The following is a 16,704-nucleotide window of genomic DNA, read 5'->3' on the forward strand; positions in this document are numbered from 1 at the left end:
TCTCCTCAAACGTCAGATTTTAATTCCTCTACTTCAAGCTGCAATCCTGAAACAGCAATCACTTTTACCCGTTTATCTGCTGCAATAGGCTCGTTCGCATGAATACTCCAGATCTCACCTTTTATCACTGCTTGCCCACTAGGATCAATGTTATCCAAAGTTCTCCCTTCAGCGCCTAATAACATCTCTACGCCGTGCTGCACCTTACGTTTTCTTGATTTAACAGCCATAATCAGGAGGCTTAATAAAATAAAAATATTGACCGCAGCCATCGCATAAATTATCGACCAGGCAATCTGGTAATTCTGCTGATCACTTTGCAGCAGAAAAACTGAACCAATAATGAAGGCTACAGTACCACCTAAACCTAAAATACCAAAACTTTGAGTAAATGCCTCCGCAACAATAAAAGCCAAACCGAGGACAATTAAACCAAGTCCCGCGTAATTAACGGGTAATAATTGCAGAGCATACAAGGCTATCAACATAGCTATGGCCCCAATAACACCAGGCAGTACAAATCCAGGACTCACTAATTCAAAAAAAATGCCATAAACACCCAGAATAAAAAGTAGATAAGCAATATTAGGGTCCGTGATAACCTGTAAAAAGCGTGTCCGCCAGTCAGGGGTAAGGCGTTCAAGGGGAACGTTTTCGGTAGCTAATTGAATTTTCTGGCCATCTTGTGTAACAACCAATCCATTAAGTTGTGTAAACAACGCTTGTTCATTGACAGCAATCATATCAATTATTTTATTTTTGAGTGCCTCGTTAGCCGTTAAAGTTTCCGCGTTCAACACCGCTTTTTCAGCAAAAACAGCATCCCGTCCCCGTAGTTGCGCCAGCGAACGGATATACGCGACGGTATCATTAATCATCTTTTTATTCATCACTGTTTTAGAACCGTTACCCTTATCTGTTTCTCCCATCCCCGTGGAGAATGTGACAGGGCTTGCCGCACCTAAATGAGTCCCAGGCGCCATTGCAGCAATCGTGCTGGCATAAAGTATAAACGTTCCGGCGCTAGCGGCCCGTGCACCAACCGGTGCGACATAGGTTACTACCGGAACTTTAGAGTGCAAAATAGCTTGCACGATCTGACGAGTGGATTGATCCAAACCACCCGGCGTATCCATCTGAATGAGGATCAGTGTTGCATGTTGTGCCTGAGCAATACCTCGCACTAAATAATCCGCTGTAGCAGGCCCTATAGCGCCTTTAATCGTAAACTCTACTATTTTACTGGCATAGGCTGTAACAGTAATGATCGTAGATAACAAAAAAACAACGAAAGTGCGTAACCAAAAAAATTGGGTCATCCCGACCTCCTCTTTCTGCTAACGGTATAAGCTTAAATTGATTATACGCAATAAGTTCGAAAAATTTTAAATTTAAAAGCTATTATTTCCCAAGAATAAATACCTGACTCACGAATTGACTTTATAACGTTTCTTCCGCAGCAGAAATGCCGTAATGGGATTGGGCAAATTTCCAACTTAAATGCTGATCATAAAAAATGAACAAAAAGGAAACATTTATCGATCTAAGTGATTATTTTTTGATATAATACCAAAAAAATAATTCACTTCCTGAATTCGATCAGTTGTGAAGGAGACTTCTTATATTAAAGCGAGAACAATTGGCTGAAGCCGCAGAAATTGCATTGCCAGCTTGTTAGGTAAATAATTGTAATTAGTCAATGACAATCCTATTATTAAGATTACTTGATCAGTATGATTTATTCCTGGCTATTGAAGGAACCCTCCATGTTAATGAAAAGATATCAAAACGAGCGAGGATATACTCACCTTAATTGGCTAAAAAGCATGCACAGTTTCTCTTTTGGTGATTATTACAATCCGAATCATCGGGGATTTGCTTCCCTGCGTGTCATTAATGAAGATCGAGTCATACCCGGGGCTGGATTTGCTACTCATGCCCATAAAAACATGGAAATTATTTCTTACGTATTAAAAGGCGCATTAGCTCATAAAGACAGTATGGGGAATGGTTCTGTCATTAAATCTGGAGATGTTCAGATCATGAGTGCGGGTACTGGTGTAACACATAGTGAATATAATGCTTCGGATGATGAGGAAGTTCATTTTTTACAAATTTGGATCACACCGAATGTCCAGAATGAGTTACCCACTTACCAGCAAAAATCATTCCTGTTCGAAGAGGTACATGACAGATTTCATGTAGTAGTTTCTCCTGACGGCGAAGACAATTCTTTATTAATTAAACAAAATGCTCGAATGCTTGTAGGAAAGTTTAGTAAAAATAATAAAACAATCGTTCAGACACAACTTAATCATCAATATTGGTTACAAATGGCGCAAGGCATAGCCGAAATTAATGGTATAACCCTTTCTGCCGGCGATGGGTTAGCCTTGCAAAATGAAGAAATGATAAACATATTCTCTTTAACAGAGAACAATGTTCTTCTTTTTGATTTGTTTTGAGCAAAAATTATATTTTTTTATTAATTGGCGCAGGTTATTGCTCTATTTAAAAATATACTCCTATCTGCGCAATTAAGGCATTTGCCGAACGACCAGTACCTATAGTATCCAGGTTTAACAACCCAGGAGCCGGTATGCCATTAGCGTACTGACTTGGTTTGAAATCAACATCGTGACGATATTCAAGACTTTCCACAGTATCTTTCCAAATGGAAATATTAAAAACACCACTTATACGACGCTGTGGTAAATTTAATGCCAGAGTATCCTTCGACCATTGATAACCAAGGGCTGCTGATGCAGGTTTATCAAAAGCCATAAAGGTAACTCCTGCTTCCAGCTGGGCGGCTTGCGGTTTTGCACCTCTGCCATTGAAACTTAAATCTTCTCGCATGAAAGATCGGGAAGCTCCAACCCATTCTGCAGTTAAACTATACCGATCGAAACTTAGGTTCCCATGAACATCGATACCCGGTACTTTATGAATTAGTTCACTGCCATTGGTAGCGGACGCAAAACCACCAAAGGTAGTAAATGGCGTAGAGCCTGTGTTTTGCATGCCGGAAGAGTCCGTAAGTGAACTGATGTAACCTGCGCCAATATCACCGGAGAGTTCGCCTGACTTAATTGTATAGCCCAAATTAACCCCCCCAATACCAGAATGTCCTAAATTCGTTTCTGATTTAAAACCATATACCGCCGCATAGGGACCAAAATCTTCCTGCGATTTATATCCTACAATAAAAGGTCTTGATTTCGTTCTCGCCAAACTCAAAGGAAGAGGCGAACTAATCATTGAGCTTGAATAACGGCCAAACGGTACATACATTTGCCCGGCGGTAAAATAGAACGGTGATTGATCAAGATTTCCCACATTAACAAAACCCATATTCAGACTAAACGCTGAATTAGATACTCGGGGACCTATAGGAGGACGGGTTTCATCATAAGCAATTGACATAAAAGCCTCTACCTTATTATTTAAAGCAGCAGCTACATCCAGTTCACTGGAACCCAAATTGATATCACCCACATTTCTTCCCACATAGGGACGGTTAATCATCCCTACCGGCTCTGCTTTACCACTTATGGCAATAATAGGAATATCAGGTGTCGGATAACCAAGACCTTCATAAGCACGGTATAAACGTCGGCGCTGCTGCATTAACCTGATATCGCGATTGATACTGGAAATGTTGACAATATAGTCTGAGCCGTCAAACGCTGGCCTGTCACCTAAATAGGGAGATGTTACCACGGGTGTTCCAGCTATATAACTTATTACCTTATTGTCTGCAATAAGAGCAGTCGGATAAAAACCTATTGATTCGGGATTGGAATCCACGGCATGAACTACTAATGGACTCGTATGAAAATATTTGTTTTTTTCGTTGGTAACTGGTTTAGCTGAAGGCGTTGGGGATAATACAGCCGGCTGTTTCTTTGTCTGAACCTTTGCTGGGGATTTGGCCTCTTTTTTTACTTCCAGTTTAACTACCGGTTGTTTAATTAATTGTTTTTGTAAATGATTTAACTGTAATTGAAGTTGTTGTGTTTGTTTTTGTAACCGTTGTATTTCACGTTGCAGTTGCTGACTATCTGCCGCAAAAAGAGAACTGGACAATGCTGAGATAGCGATTATTAGTGCTTTATGTTTCAAAAGATATACTCCTGCTCGTTTTATTTTCTTCCTGGATTATTTAGGGCTGGATTATATATTGCGATGGACGCAATGACTAGAGAATGATCATGAATTTTTACTGCCTTTTTTAAAGGCAATATTATAATTGACTTCTGTACCTTCTAAATTTTAAGTATAAAGATAAGCATGACGTGCGCTTTTATGTTGAACAATATGCTTTTAAATAAAAGCATAGGAAAGATAAGTTATTTTGTTTCAAACCATGCCAACTTGAGAAAAACAATAATAATTGAAAGAATTATTCTGGCCGCGCTGAAAATATCTACAGGATTTAGAATACTATGCTTGCATTAGTCTGAAATCCCTTTCGCTCAGCTTTCAGAGCGAAAGGGGTACCAGACTAATCTTTTTGAGACACAAAAACAAGTTGATCAAATTTAAACGTTGCCTACCCATTTGGCGCCAAAATAGGGTCCATAGAGCGCAAAATTACTACTGGCTAAAGAAAGATTTTGCAAACCAACCAGTACTCTTTGAGACTCAAATGCATCGAAATAGTTAATAGCTTGATAGCCACCTTCCAGATGAAGTACGCCCTCGGCAAATCCATATCCATATTTCAGCCCCAGTTTGGCTCCCATCCCAGGTACTATATTTTTTCGGCTATTTGAAAATGCGTTCTCAACTAATCCATTTGGACCAATTACATAACCGGTAACGTGACGAGTAGAACCATAAAGGGCAGAGAAAGCGGTATTAGCGGTCACACTAAACCCATAGGCCAAATCGTATGAATAATCAATGCCAAGAACTGGACCAATGCCATCAAAAGAATCATTCCTGAATTGTTGCAAACTGGTTGCTCCTGCTGCCACCACTAGAGCCAAAGGAACCGTTCTGTAATTATCTATTGAGTCGACACGTATTTTGGCATATTGCAAACCGCCATAAAAATGAGCCCTGTTGCGAGCGCCTAAATTAACATGCTGCCCCAGTGCTAAATTGGCCTGATCAAATTTGTTATCTAAAGTCAAATGATAAGAAAGTGGTGATTGAGAAAAAGGAGTTAACTCAGAAAAGCCATTCCGTCTGGTAGTATTGTCATAATGCATCCAGGTCATACTTAAATCATTACCCGTATTAAAATGGTAGGACCCTTCCAAACGATAACCCCAACCCCATTTTGCAATCTCTCTTCCAGAATTATTTCCTGAATTGTAATTTTCATAATTAGTATAGGCAGGTTGAAAATAGAGTGCCTGCAAGCCAATATCCCATTGTCGAACTTCACAAGGTACAGTTACGTCACCCGGAACACAAGAAGGCGCAGGTGGAGCTGAATACATTCCCGCAAATGTAAAGCCACTCCCTATCAAACCAAAAATTGCTATGGTTGTTTTTTTCAACATGATCACTCCGTTTATCAAAAAAAAGCCCATCAACAGGTGATGGGCTTTACTAAAACACTGCTAGATCAGCAATTATACGTTACCAACCCATTTCAAACCAAGGTATGGACCGTTTATGCCAAAGTTACTTTCACGGACATCAACAGCAACAGGAGTAGCAGAACCACCCAGGAACACAGGGTTTACACTACGTTGTGCATTGAAGTAATTGACCCACATGTAACCAGCATCCAGAGTTATATCACCTTGTGCCATAGCATAAGTATATTTAGCACCTAATTTACCTTCAAGCTCTGGAACAACTGTAGATCTTGAACGATCACGTGATGGATAGTAGTTAGGATCAAATACAGGATCAATAGGATATAAGTCACTGCTGTAATCTATACGGTTGCTGCCAACTAACAATGCTGTAGCACCTTTTGCGTATACAGAAAGACCATTTCCTAATTGATAGCCTAGATCAGCACCAATACGGGGACCGAATCCATTGAATGTACTACGATCTCTTCTGGCCAAAGCGCCCAGGTAGTAGTGACGGTGATGATGACCAATGCGACCATACTGTGCACCACCATGGAAACGGATAGTACTCCACTCGCTGAAATCAACATGCTGACCTAATTCAAAGTTTACAGCATCCCAACGTGGACGTTGATTGAAGCTGTAGAAACCATCAAAAGAACGGTCAGAACCACTAGAAGTTAAATGATACCAATTCACATTGAAATCATTGCCAGTCTGGAAGTGGTAAGAGCCTTCGATTTGGAAACCCCATGCCCAGTTATTATCTCCAAAATTACGGAGACCAGCAGGAGCAGTCACATCACCAAAACCGAAAAATCGATCACCATTGCTCAGGGTTGTTTGTAAGTATAAAGCTTGAGCACCGAAATCCCAGGCAGTTCTCTCGCAAGGAACGGTGACATTACCAGGGGTACAAACAGGACCCATAGTACCAGCAAATACTGCACTGCTACCTAAAGCAAGAACAGCTACCGCTGTTTTCTTCAAATTTAACATGCTTCATCTCCACTTTTTTATTATTAATTTCCCGTTTAGCCGTCAAACCACAACATGGTGTTGACCACAGTACGCAATCATCGCTCTATCCGAGAACGTACATAGGCAAATTATCAAGCGCCAGTTTATCAAAGTCAACACTATTTCCACAAAATTTCTCTACTAATTCTGCAAATTATTTAACCTGACAATCGATAATGTTTTTTTTATGCTCACAGTAATTAATCTGCCATCACTATCGAGTGTAAAGCTATAAATCCCGCAGCACAAACTCATCGGAGCGTTTCAATAAATCGATGATGCAACTTATTAACTATTTGGAATCAATACCTTGGCTAAACCGTTAATACTGTATCAGATAAAACTGATAACTTACAAGGTAATTAATTATTTTCGGTATTTATATCCTTATGCGGAAAAAAGTGTTTATATTTTTATGTGCATCATTGATAATTGCTAACTATTTCTTGGGAAAAAGAACGATTAACGATACCAGGTTATAACCTCGTTTTAATAACGCAACATACACTGTTTTTACACTCAATTAATTATTTGATAATCTTAATGACAACTCGACGATTAGCAGCTTTTCCTGCTTCCGTATCATTGGGTTCAGCCGGGTTTTTCACCCCAAACCAGGTTATATCCAGATAATTTTCCTGCAAGCCAAGGTTTAACAAATATTCTTTTACTGATTTGGCTCGTTCTTCTGATACTGCATTATTATACGATTTTCGTCCTGTATCATCGGTATAACCTCCAATCCAGATACGTTTTACCATTTGATCGGCGAGACTATATTCTGCAACTCGTTGTAATTGTTGTTTCGCCTTATCACTCAGCTCAAAACTATCGGTATCAAAGAGTAATACAGTCTGGCGAACACTAGAGTAATCGAAAGATAATAAATTACCAAGGCAGCGTTGATAACGTGCATAGACTTTTTGAAAACGTACAGGTGAAAGCGATACAGAAGTAGGAAAACCTTGTTCGGAAAGATATTGAAAACTGGCTTGATAACCTTCAGCCAGATAATTTAATAGTTTAATAGTCGTATTTTGCGGCAAATAAAAACCATACTCTCCCGGGTTTACTGTTGTTTTGGTTATTAGAAAAACCTGTTGCCCCGGTTTCCAGACAGGGGGTTTGGCAAAAACAACAGCCGGATGTTGGCGAGTATTCTGTTGCCATTTACTCATAATAAAATGAGCTGGTTTTGCAGCATATTGTTCAAAATAAGCAATTCCATAATCAGGTATGGTTAAAGCCAGACCGCAACGAAGGCGACTGCCACTCATTCGCCATTTTTCTTCACCCATAGGGCTTGAGTAATTAATTGTCACAGGTTGAGCAATACCTGGTAGAGTAAAGAATAGTATAATTCCTGTAAGCAGGAGTGTGATTAATTGCCGTAATCCCATTTTTTGCTCATCCAGTTTATAAATTATGTTATTCTTCAGTATCGGCAAACTCACTGGAACCTTTATTGTGCAAACTTTGATAATCACTCAGCCTGATGATTGGCATGTTCATTTTCGTGACGGTTTATTTTTGCAACATACAGTGCCCGCAACAGCGCGGCACTTCTCACGTGCTCTGGTAATGCCAAATTTGAAACCAGCGCTTACCACCATCGCCGAAGTAGTGGCTTATCGCGAGCGAATTCTGAAGGTACTCCAGGAAAATACATCCTTTTCACCTTTAATGACATTATACTTAAACGAAAATGTGACCACTGATGAGTTAGAAAAGATAAAAAATTATCCTTATATTTTAGGGGCAAAGTTGTATCCGGCTGGAGTGACAACCAACTCAGAGGAAGGAGTGCGCTCTTTACGTGGACTTTATCCTTTATTAGAAACCATGCAGCAGCAAAATCTTGTATTACAAATTCATGGAGAAATCACTCATGGTGATATTTTTTATCGGGAAGAGGAATTTATTAATACCTGTTTAGTTCCTTTAATACATAATTTTCCCAAACTTCGTATTGTACTGGAACATATATCAACAAAAACAGCCGTTGAATTTATTAGTCAGGCTGGAGAACAAGTCGTGGCAACTATTACTCCGCATCATTTGTTTTATAACCGCAATCAACTTTTTGCCGGAGGGCTCCGCCCTCATTATTATTGTCTTCCTGTATTAAAAAAAGAGAGCGATCAAAATGCCTTGCAGATGGCTGTAACAAGTGGCAATCGAAAATTTTTTGCAGGCACAGACAGTGCCCCGCATCCTCTATCTGCCAAAGAAAATGCCTGCGGGTGTGCCGGTATTTATTCTGCTCCTTTTGCTGTAGCATTGTATGCTCAAATTTTTGAGTCACTCGATTGCCTGGCTAATCTTAGTGATTTCCTGGGGCGTTTTGGTGCAGAATTTTACCACCAGCCAGTGAATCAAACCCAACTTGTTTTAAGAAAAGAAGCACAGTTGATACCTGACATTTTACCCTTGGGACAAGAACCAGTCGTCCCGGTAGCAGCAGGTGAAACCCTGCAATGGAGTATTCATGAGTTCATGTAATCAAATGCCAGGTTTACAATTGAAAGACAGGTTTCGCGGTTTTCTACCCGTTGTTGTGGATGTAGAAACAGCAGGTGTTGATCCCCAAAAAAATGCATTACTGGAAATGTGTATTGTTTTAATAACAATCAATGAAGAAGGTGTTTTTAAGCGATCGGCTACCTATTTTGAACATATTCTGCCTTTCGAAGGCGCTATACTCGACGCCAAATCGCTGGAGTTCAATCAAATTGATCCCTTTCAACCTCTGCGCTTTGCTATTGATGAAAAACAGGCATTACAAAAATTGTTCGCGCCAATTAACCGAGCCTTACAAAAAAGCAAATGCCAACGAGCTGTATTAGTTGGACACAATGCCTGGTTCGATTTGTTATTTATAAAAGAAGCCGTTAAACGAACAAAACTTGTCTCACCTTTTCATTCGTTTACTTGCTTTGATACGGCAACCCTTGCCGGCTTTATCTATGGACAAACTGTCCTGGCCAAAGCTGCAAAAGCAGCGGGTATTGATTTTGACACCCGAGAAGCTCACTCTGCAATTTACGATGCGGAAAAAACAGCGGATTTATTTTGTATTATGCTTAATACCTGGCAATTGAATAATCCGGGGTCGCAGTAATGGATGCGACCCTTGGATTAAAAAAATTATAAAGAATCAGAATGCTCCGAAAGGTATTGCGCAACGCCTTTAGGTGAAGCTTTCATACCTGCTTTGCCTTTTTGCCAGCCTGCAGGACAAACTTCCCCATACTCCTCGAAAAACTGTACCGCATCGATAATGCGCAAAAGTTCATCAATATTACGACCGATAGGCAAATCATTAACAATTTGCGAGCGTACCATGCCGTTTTTATCGATAATAAAAGCGCCGCGAAAAGCCACACCTGCTACAGGATGCTCGACACCATAGGACTGGCAAATTGTATGGGTCATATCAGCAGCAAGTGTAAATTTAACAGGACCAATACCACCTTCTTTAACGGACGTATTGCGATAGGCATTATGCGTAAACTGAGAATCAATAGAAACAGCAATTACTGAAACACCACGTTTTTCAAATTCATGCATACGATGGTCAAGAGCAATCAATTCTGATGGACAAACAAAGGTAAAATCAAGAGGGTAAAAGAACACTAATCCGTATTTACCTTTTAATTCTTCATGTAAATTAAATTTCTCAGCAATTTCACCGTTACCCAAAACAGCAGGTACCGTAAAATCAGGGGCCTTTCTTCCAACTAAAACACTCATTCATATTCTCCTTCGTTAAACATGTGGACATGCCTGTCATTACTTTTCAAATAAATGACAAACAGGCATTCTATTCATTACCTTGTGCTAAAGCGCGGCGGCAGCTTCGCGCAATATAGACTCTAACTCCCCTTGTTGATAAAGCTCTGCAATGATATCTGAACCACCAATTAATTCTCCCTTGACATAAAGTTGTGGGAAAGTAGGCCAATCAGCATATTGTGGCAATGTTTGACGAATGTCAGGATTTGCGAGGATATCAACGTAAGCAAAAGCTACACCGCAAGCATCGATGCATTGTACAGCGCGTGCTGAAAAACCACACTGAGGCATTTTGGGACTGCCTTTCATATACAATAATATTGCATTCTCAGCGATTTGCTGTTTTATTTTATCAATTGTGTCCACTAAGCACCTATTTTAAAAATAATAAAAACACCCTAATTATGGCGAAAATAAGATCAGTTAGCAACCGCATCTGTTTTTTAACTTTTAAGAAAAAGAGAATAATAATAAACCTTACTACCACTTATACTGATTCCTGCTAAACTATCACTTCACAAACATTAAGGAGTTTTTTTATGGCCTTTACTTTACCCCCTTTACCTTACGCAAAAAACGCATTAGCGCCTCATATATCTGAAGAAACTTTGGAATATCATTATGGAAAACACCATAACACTTATGTCAATAACCTGAATAAGCTTATTGCCGGAACCAATGATGAAAATCTGAGTCTGGAAGAGATCATCAAAAAATCGTCCGGGGGAGTTTTCAATAATGCAGCACAAGTGTGGAATCATACATTCTACTGGCATTGCCTGAGTCCAAATGGTGGCGGTGAACCAACAGGTCGACTGGCTGATGCCATCAAGAAGGCTTTTGGTTCTTTTGCTGCCTTTCAGGATCAATTCACTCAAACAGCGATAGCAACTTTCGGCTCCGGCTGGGCTTGGCTGGTTCAGGATAAAATGGGGGAGCTTAAAATAATCAGTACCAGCAATGCAGGGACACCAATGACAGAAAATCTGCATGCTCTTCTAACGTGTGACGTATGGGAACATGCTTATTATATTGATTATCGCAATGCACGTCCTGACTATCTGAAAGCATTTTGGTCTTTGGTTCACTGGGATTTCGCTGCTGATAACCTGCGTTAATAAGTCTCTTTTATCTGGAATTTAAACGCTAAAAGAAGGCTATTAATTTTAACAAACCTGATAGTATCCACTTAAAGACAATCTTGCGTTCCGCAGCCTGGCTGCGGAATCCGACATACATCAGGTTGCGGGACGCAAGTAATAAAAATTGGCTTTACGTTGACGCCATTGCGTGAACGCTTACCATTAATAAGGAATTTTCATGGCGTTAGTCACAAGTTACAATCCGTTGCCAATAACTTTCACTCACGGTGAAGGAGTCTGGTTATATGATGAACAGGGGCAAGCCTACCTGGATGGCTTAAGTGGCATTGCAGTTTGTGGCCTCGGCCATGCACATCCCGATGTAACACGCACCATACAACAACAGGCTGCAAAATTATTACATACTTCAAATACCTACCGTATTAAAGACCAGGAATTACTCGCAGAAAAACTGACTGCTCTCAGTAATATGGAACAGGTTTTTTTTGCTAACTCCGGCGCGGAAGCCAATGAAGCAGCTATCAAGCTTTCTCGTCTTTATGGTCATAAAAAAGGAATTGACACACCCTCCATTATCGTTATGGATCGTGCATTTCACGGAAGAACAATGGCCACGTTAACTGCCTCCGGAAGTCGCAAGGTACAAGCAGGTTTTGAGCCTCTCGTTCCTGGTTTCATTCGGGCGCCATTTAATGATATTGAGGCGCTTCGAACTATTGCTGCCAATCGTGAGGATATTGTTGCAGTCATGCTTGAACCTATTCAAGGCGAAGGAGGTATCTTTGTTGCCGATGATGCTTACTTGCAGGCTGTCTCCCAGCTCTGCCAGGAACAAGGATGGCTATTTATACTGGATGAAATTCAAACAGGAAATGGCCGCACCGGTAAATTTTTTGCCTCGATGCACGCTGATGTTAAAGCCGATATTATTACAACAGCCAAAGGATTAGCGAATGGTATCCCTATTAGCGCCTGTCTGATGGCTAATGAGGCCAGTAATTTATTTAAACCCGGTAATCACGGTTCAACATTTGGCGGAAATCCTCTTGCCTGCGCTACAGCCTTAACTGTTTTAGAGGTAATAGAACGAGATAAAATTTGTGAGCAAGTCACACGAAACAGTGTCTTGCTAAAAGAAAAACTGATGCAGGAATTGGGGGAGCTTTCATGCGTTCGCGCCATTCGTGGCAGAGGTTACATGTTAGGTATTGAACTGGATAGACCTGCCACTGAGGCACGAACTATCGGTCTTCAATACGGCGTACTTTTTAATGTAACGGCTGATACAGTAATCCGACTGTTACCCCCTCTTATTATTAATGAAGAAGAAATTATGGAATTAGTTTCCCGATTGAGTAAAACCATTCATTATTTTACAAAAAAATAACACAAAATCGGAGTAATCCAGGTCAGATTACTCGTAAGTGTTCGCGGGATATGCAAATTTTGTCTTCCAGGCTTTGTTCCATGACTTGTCTTTCCGAGCAGGCGGGAAAAACATTGATGTTAGATACTTCTTAATTACCTATTCCGTGAACACTTACGATTACTCAGGCAGAGGGGGCGGCAGGCAAAAAAACAAGCTTCCTGTCCTTTAGATAATTCATAACCCTTTCAATATTATTGATTTTTTATTTACAAAAAGGAAAAATTATACCTTGTTGCGCATAAAATATCTATTGGAAAAATAATTCAACGAGACTGATATTGATTAACAAGAACGCTGTCTCAACACCTCATACAAACTGACACCTGCTGCCACAGAAACGTTTAAGCTTTCTACACAACCAACCATAGGTAAGGCAAATAGACCATCGCAATGTTCGCGCGTCAAGCGGCGCATGCCTTCGCCTTCCGCGCCCATTACCAAAGCAAGCGAACCTTTGCAATCAACAGTATACAAGGTTTCATTCGCTTCACCTGCGGCGCCATAAATCCACACGCCATTTTTTTTAATGATTTCCATTGCACGAACCAGATTAGTCACTCGCACTACAGGGATTGATTCAGCGGCACCACAAGCCACTTTACTCACCACAGGAGTAATCGTTGCACTTTTGTCTTTAGGAATGACTACGAAATCAACTCCTGTCGCATCAGCCGTCCTTAAACAAGCACCTAAATTATGCGGATCGGTAATTCCATCCAAAATCAATAACAGACAAGGCTGCTTACTTGCTGCAAGTAATGCGGGCAGATCATTTTCGCTATATTCAGCCAATTGACCAGCGCTCGCTACGATACCCTGGTGGTTAAATTCTGCAAAACGCTGATTCATTTTTTGTGTCGACAATTTTTCTATAGGAATCTGTTGAGCTTCTGCCAGCTCCAGAATAACCTGAAGTCGTTTATCGATACGCTCTTGATTAAGATATAATTTTTTTGTAGAGCGATGGCGGTTGGCAAGCAAAGCAGCCACAGCATGGACACCATAAACATAACACTCACTCATCAAAAATCCCATTTTCTGCCGGTTCAAAATCAATTTTACGTTCATCCAGATCAACTCGTGCAAGTAGCACTGTCATCTTGTCACCGAGACGGTAAACATGACCACCACGTTCGCCTACCAGCCGATGTTTAATCGCGTCAAACGCATAGTAGTCATTTTTGAGCGATGTCACATGGACTAAACCTTCCACATAAATATCATCCAGCTCGACAAAAATACCAAAACCTGTCACGGCTGAAATGGTTCCCTGAAATACCTGCCCCAGTTTACCCTGCATGTATTCACATTTAAGCCAGGCAATAACTTCACGTGTTGCTTCATCCGCCCGCCGCTCAGTAGATGAGCAATGTTTACCCAAACGACTCATGTCCTCATCTGTATATTCAAAAGCGCCAATCTCTTTACCATCAAGCAAGTGAACAATAGCACGATGAATCAATAAATCAGGATACCGCCGAATAGGTGATGTGAAATGGGTATAGGCAGGATAGGCCAAACCAAAATGCCCATCATTTTCTTCAATGTATTGAGCCTGTTTTAGTGATCGCAACATCACTGTTTCAATCAAATGTTTTTCAGGTCTTTCCCCTAAATTGGCTAAAACCTTTTGAAAATCTTTAGGGTGTGGCTTTTTCCCTCCGCCTAACTGAAGTCCAAGTTCTCCTAAAAAGAGGCGCAAAGCGCCAATTTTATCTTCATCAGGGGTTGCGTGAACACGATATAAGGTGGGAATTTTCTCTTTTTCTAAAAAACGGGCGGTAGCCACATTCGCGGCCAACATACATTCTTCTATCAAACGGTGAGCATCGTTACGAATCACCGGTACAATTCGCTGTATCTTTCTATTTTCATCAAATTCAATACGTGTTTCAGTCGTTTCAAAATCCATTGCCCCACGACCTTTGCGCGCAGTTAATAAAATATTATAAAGTGCGTACAAAGATTGCAACATAGGCCATAAAGATTCATAGTGTGCGTCACTGTGGCCTTCTTCTAACCATTGGGCAACCTGCGTGTAAGTCAGGCGAGCATGGGAATGAAACACGGCGCGATAAAAGCGGGAACGACTTATTTTACCCTCCGCAGTAATTGCCATTTCCGCCACAACACATAGCCTGTCTACCTTAGGATTAAGAGAGCAAATACCATTGGATAAAGCTTCCGGTAACATAGGAACAACCTTACCGGGGAAATAAACGGAATTGCCGCGCCGTGCAGCTTCTTTATCCAGAGCAGAACCGGCAGCAACATAATAGCTCACATCAGCAATGGCAACATAAAGCTGATATCCTCCTTTAGGCTTAGGATAACAATAAACTGCATCGTCAAAATCTTTAGCATCATCGCCATCAATAGTAACAAAAGGCAAATGTCTTAAATCAGTACGATCCCGAATTTGATCCTCAGTCACGCGTTGAGGAATTTTGCCTACTTCCGCCAACACATCGTCTGGCCACTCAGCAGGAATTCCATGTGCATGAATAGCCACTTCAATTTCCATTCCTGGCGCCATATGATCACCAAGGATATGAATAACCTTGCCAATTGCCTGATTACGTTTACTGGGAAAAGCAATTACTTCAATCAATACCATTTGGCCGTTTTTAGCACTTCCTGCAAATTCCAGTGGAATAGAAATATCCTGTGTTAAACGTTTATTATCAGGAATCAGAAAACCGACTCCGTGCTCCGTAAAAAAACGCCCAACCACACTGACATTGGTATGTTCGATAACTTCATGGATCTTGCCTTCGGGCCTGCCTCGCCTGTCAATACCGGTTTGATACGCCAGTACTAAATCGCCGTGCATCACTGTCCGCATTTCTTTGGCTGAAAGAACCATGTCTTCACCCCCTTCATCAGGAATGAAAAAACCATATCCGTCAGGATGGCCCTGGATAGTTCCACGTTGTAAATTAATACGTCCCAGCAAACAAAATCGTCCGCGACGATCCTGCATGATTTGACCATCTCGCAGCATGGCTTTCAGACGAAAACCCAGTGCTTCCTGTTCATTCTCTTTTTTTACGTCAAGCTGCGCCAAGAGCTGCGTACGCGACATAGGACGACCAAACTCGTCCAATACCTGCATAATCAATTCGCGGCTTGGGACGGGTATTGCGTATTTTTCTTTTTCCCTTTTATAAAAAGGATCCTTCGGTTTTTTACTCACATTCACCACATTCAATAAATAGTTAAATTTAGCACTTACTGCGATGCCGCAGGTAATACAAAACCACGGCCACCTAATTGGGCAATTAATCCCGTTAGCGACATATTTTCACCAGCCCAATAAGTGCCTACTCCTTGTACAACAGGCATTTTAACATCCGACCAACTACATACAGTAATAGCACCGTTACAAGGCACCTGCTGTTCATGCCCTGGTTTCGATTCGATACAGCTTAACTCAAAAGCTTCTTTGTCTAACGCCAGCGCAGACCAGTTACCTGCTTGCAACCGACTACTCCAACCTGCACTGGCACTTGGCTCTGAAACCGGATGGGTAATCCATAAATCGGTGGCTGATACATTATGAATCATTACTAAAAGTGGTTTTTTTGCTGACAATGTAACCGTCTCATTTTGTACCGGAACCGGTTTACAGGATGAAGGAATAGTATCATCGGCGTTTGCAACTTGAGTTATCAAAATCAGCAACATGGAACAAATGACTTTCATAATTATTCTCCAATGAATTAATTTAAATAGTTGCACAAAAAGTAGAGATGAGTAAAGATTTGCAACGACGCATTTAAGATAAAGAGAAATAGTGCGTTGCAAAAAATCAAGC

General features: G+C 40.8%; 15 protein-coding genes. 5 read left to right on the forward strand and 10 right to left on the reverse strand.

The window, feature by feature from the left end; translation table 11 throughout:
• Positions 1-5: 5 nt before the first annotated feature.
• The gene (locus tag T345_RS0108320) at positions 6-1,319 is read right to left on the reverse strand and encodes an NfeD family protein (RefSeq protein WP_028388949.1); all 1,314 of its coding nucleotides are present in this window, start codon (positions 1,317-1,319) and stop codon (positions 6-8) included.
• A gap of 447 nt (positions 1,320-1,766) precedes the next feature.
• On the opposite strand from T345_RS0108320, the gene T345_RS0108325 reads away from it, so the two are divergent.
• Positions 1,767-2,465, forward strand: a complete 699-nt coding sequence (locus T345_RS0108325; protein WP_028388950.1) for a pirin family protein — start codon at positions 1,767-1,769, stop codon at positions 2,463-2,465.
• Positions 2,466-2,511: 46 nt separating this feature from the next.
• Here T345_RS0108325 and T345_RS0108330 read toward each other — a convergent pair whose 3' ends face one another.
• The 4 genes from T345_RS0108330 to T345_RS0108345 form a co-directional block, all read right to left on the reverse strand.
• Positions 2,512-4,125: an LbtU family siderophore porin gene (locus tag T345_RS0108330; RefSeq protein ID WP_028388951.1), complete on the reverse strand. Its 1,614-nt coding sequence runs from the start codon at positions 4,123-4,125 to the stop codon at positions 2,512-2,514.
• A 419-nt stretch (positions 4,126-4,544) separates the two neighbouring features.
• Positions 4,545-5,516, reverse strand: a complete 972-nt coding sequence (locus tag T345_RS0108335; protein ID WP_028388952.1) for an Lpg1974 family pore-forming outer membrane protein — start codon at positions 5,514-5,516, stop codon at positions 4,545-4,547.
• A gap of 72 nt (positions 5,517-5,588) precedes the next feature.
• Positions 5,589-6,539 (reverse strand): Lpg1974 family pore-forming outer membrane protein, encoded by a 951-nt coding sequence (locus T345_RS0108340; protein ID WP_028388953.1) that lies wholly within the window; start codon positions 6,537-6,539, stop codon positions 5,589-5,591.
• 548 nt (positions 6,540-7,087) lie between these two features.
• Entirely contained in the window at positions 7,088-7,960 is an 873-nt protein-coding gene (locus tag T345_RS0108345) for an OmpA family protein (RefSeq protein ID WP_131777783.1), read from the reverse strand.
• A gap of 67 nt (positions 7,961-8,027) precedes the next feature.
• Between T345_RS0108345 and pyrC the strand changes: the two genes are divergently transcribed.
• Together pyrC and rnt are read left to right on the forward strand one after the other, a co-directional pair.
• Positions 8,028-9,062: a dihydroorotase gene (gene pyrC / locus T345_RS0108350; RefSeq protein ID WP_028388955.1), complete on the forward strand. Its 1,035-nt coding sequence runs from the start codon at positions 8,028-8,030 to the stop codon at positions 9,060-9,062.
• Entirely contained in the window at positions 9,049-9,681 is a 633-nt protein-coding gene (rnt, locus tag T345_RS0108355; RefSeq protein WP_028388956.1) for a ribonuclease T, read from the forward strand. The genes pyrC and rnt overlap by 14 nt, the downstream gene beginning before the upstream one ends.
• A 26-nt stretch (positions 9,682-9,707) precedes the next feature.
• On the opposite strand, the gene T345_RS0108360 is transcribed toward rnt, so the two are convergent.
• Positions 9,708-10,313, reverse strand: coding sequence for a peroxiredoxin (locus T345_RS0108360; RefSeq protein WP_028388957.1), 606 nt, complete (start codon positions 10,311-10,313; stop codon positions 9,708-9,710).
• A gap of 87 nt (positions 10,314-10,400) precedes the next feature.
• The gene (grxD, locus tag T345_RS0108365; RefSeq protein WP_028388958.1) at positions 10,401-10,721 is read right to left on the reverse strand and encodes a Grx4 family monothiol glutaredoxin; all 321 of its coding nucleotides are present in this window, start codon (positions 10,719-10,721) and stop codon (positions 10,401-10,403) included.
• A gap of 173 nt (positions 10,722-10,894) precedes the next feature.
• Here grxD and T345_RS0108370 point away from each other — a divergent pair, with 173 nt between their 5' ends.
• Complete coding sequence (locus tag T345_RS0108370) at positions 10,895-11,473, forward strand: superoxide dismutase (RefSeq protein WP_028388959.1); 579 nt, start codon at positions 10,895-10,897, stop codon at positions 11,471-11,473.
• 202 nt (positions 11,474-11,675) lie between these two features.
• Complete coding sequence (locus T345_RS0108375; protein ID WP_028388960.1) at positions 11,676-12,845, forward strand: aspartate aminotransferase family protein; 1,170 nt, start codon at positions 11,676-11,678, stop codon at positions 12,843-12,845.
• A 324-nt stretch (positions 12,846-13,169) separates the two neighbouring features.
• Here T345_RS0108375 and rlmB read toward each other — a convergent pair whose 3' ends face one another.
• The 3 genes from rlmB to T345_RS0108390 are packed head-to-tail and all read right to left on the reverse strand — an operon-like array spanning position 13,170 to position 16,592.
• Positions 13,170-13,910 carry a 23S rRNA (guanosine(2251)-2'-O)-methyltransferase RlmB gene (gene rlmB / locus T345_RS0108380; RefSeq protein ID WP_028388961.1) on the reverse strand — a complete coding sequence of 247 codons (741 nt, stop codon included), beginning with the start codon at positions 13,908-13,910 and terminating at the stop codon, positions 13,170-13,172.
• Positions 13,903-16,083 carry a ribonuclease R gene (gene rnr, locus T345_RS0108385; protein WP_028388962.1) on the reverse strand — a complete coding sequence of 727 codons (2,181 nt, stop codon included), beginning with the start codon at positions 16,081-16,083 and terminating at the stop codon, positions 13,903-13,905. Before rnr ends, rlmB begins: the two co-directional genes overlap by 8 nt.
• 35 nt (positions 16,084-16,118) lie before the next feature.
• Positions 16,119-16,592 (reverse strand): hypothetical protein, encoded by a 474-nt coding sequence (locus T345_RS0108390; RefSeq protein ID WP_028388963.1) that lies wholly within the window; start codon positions 16,590-16,592, stop codon positions 16,119-16,121.
• Positions 16,593-16,704 lie beyond the last annotated feature (112 nt).

The organism is Legionella fairfieldensis ATCC 49588, from assembly GCF_000621525.1.
GTDB classification, from domain to species: domain Bacteria; phylum Pseudomonadota; class Gammaproteobacteria; order Legionellales; family Legionellaceae; genus Tatlockia; species Tatlockia fairfieldensis.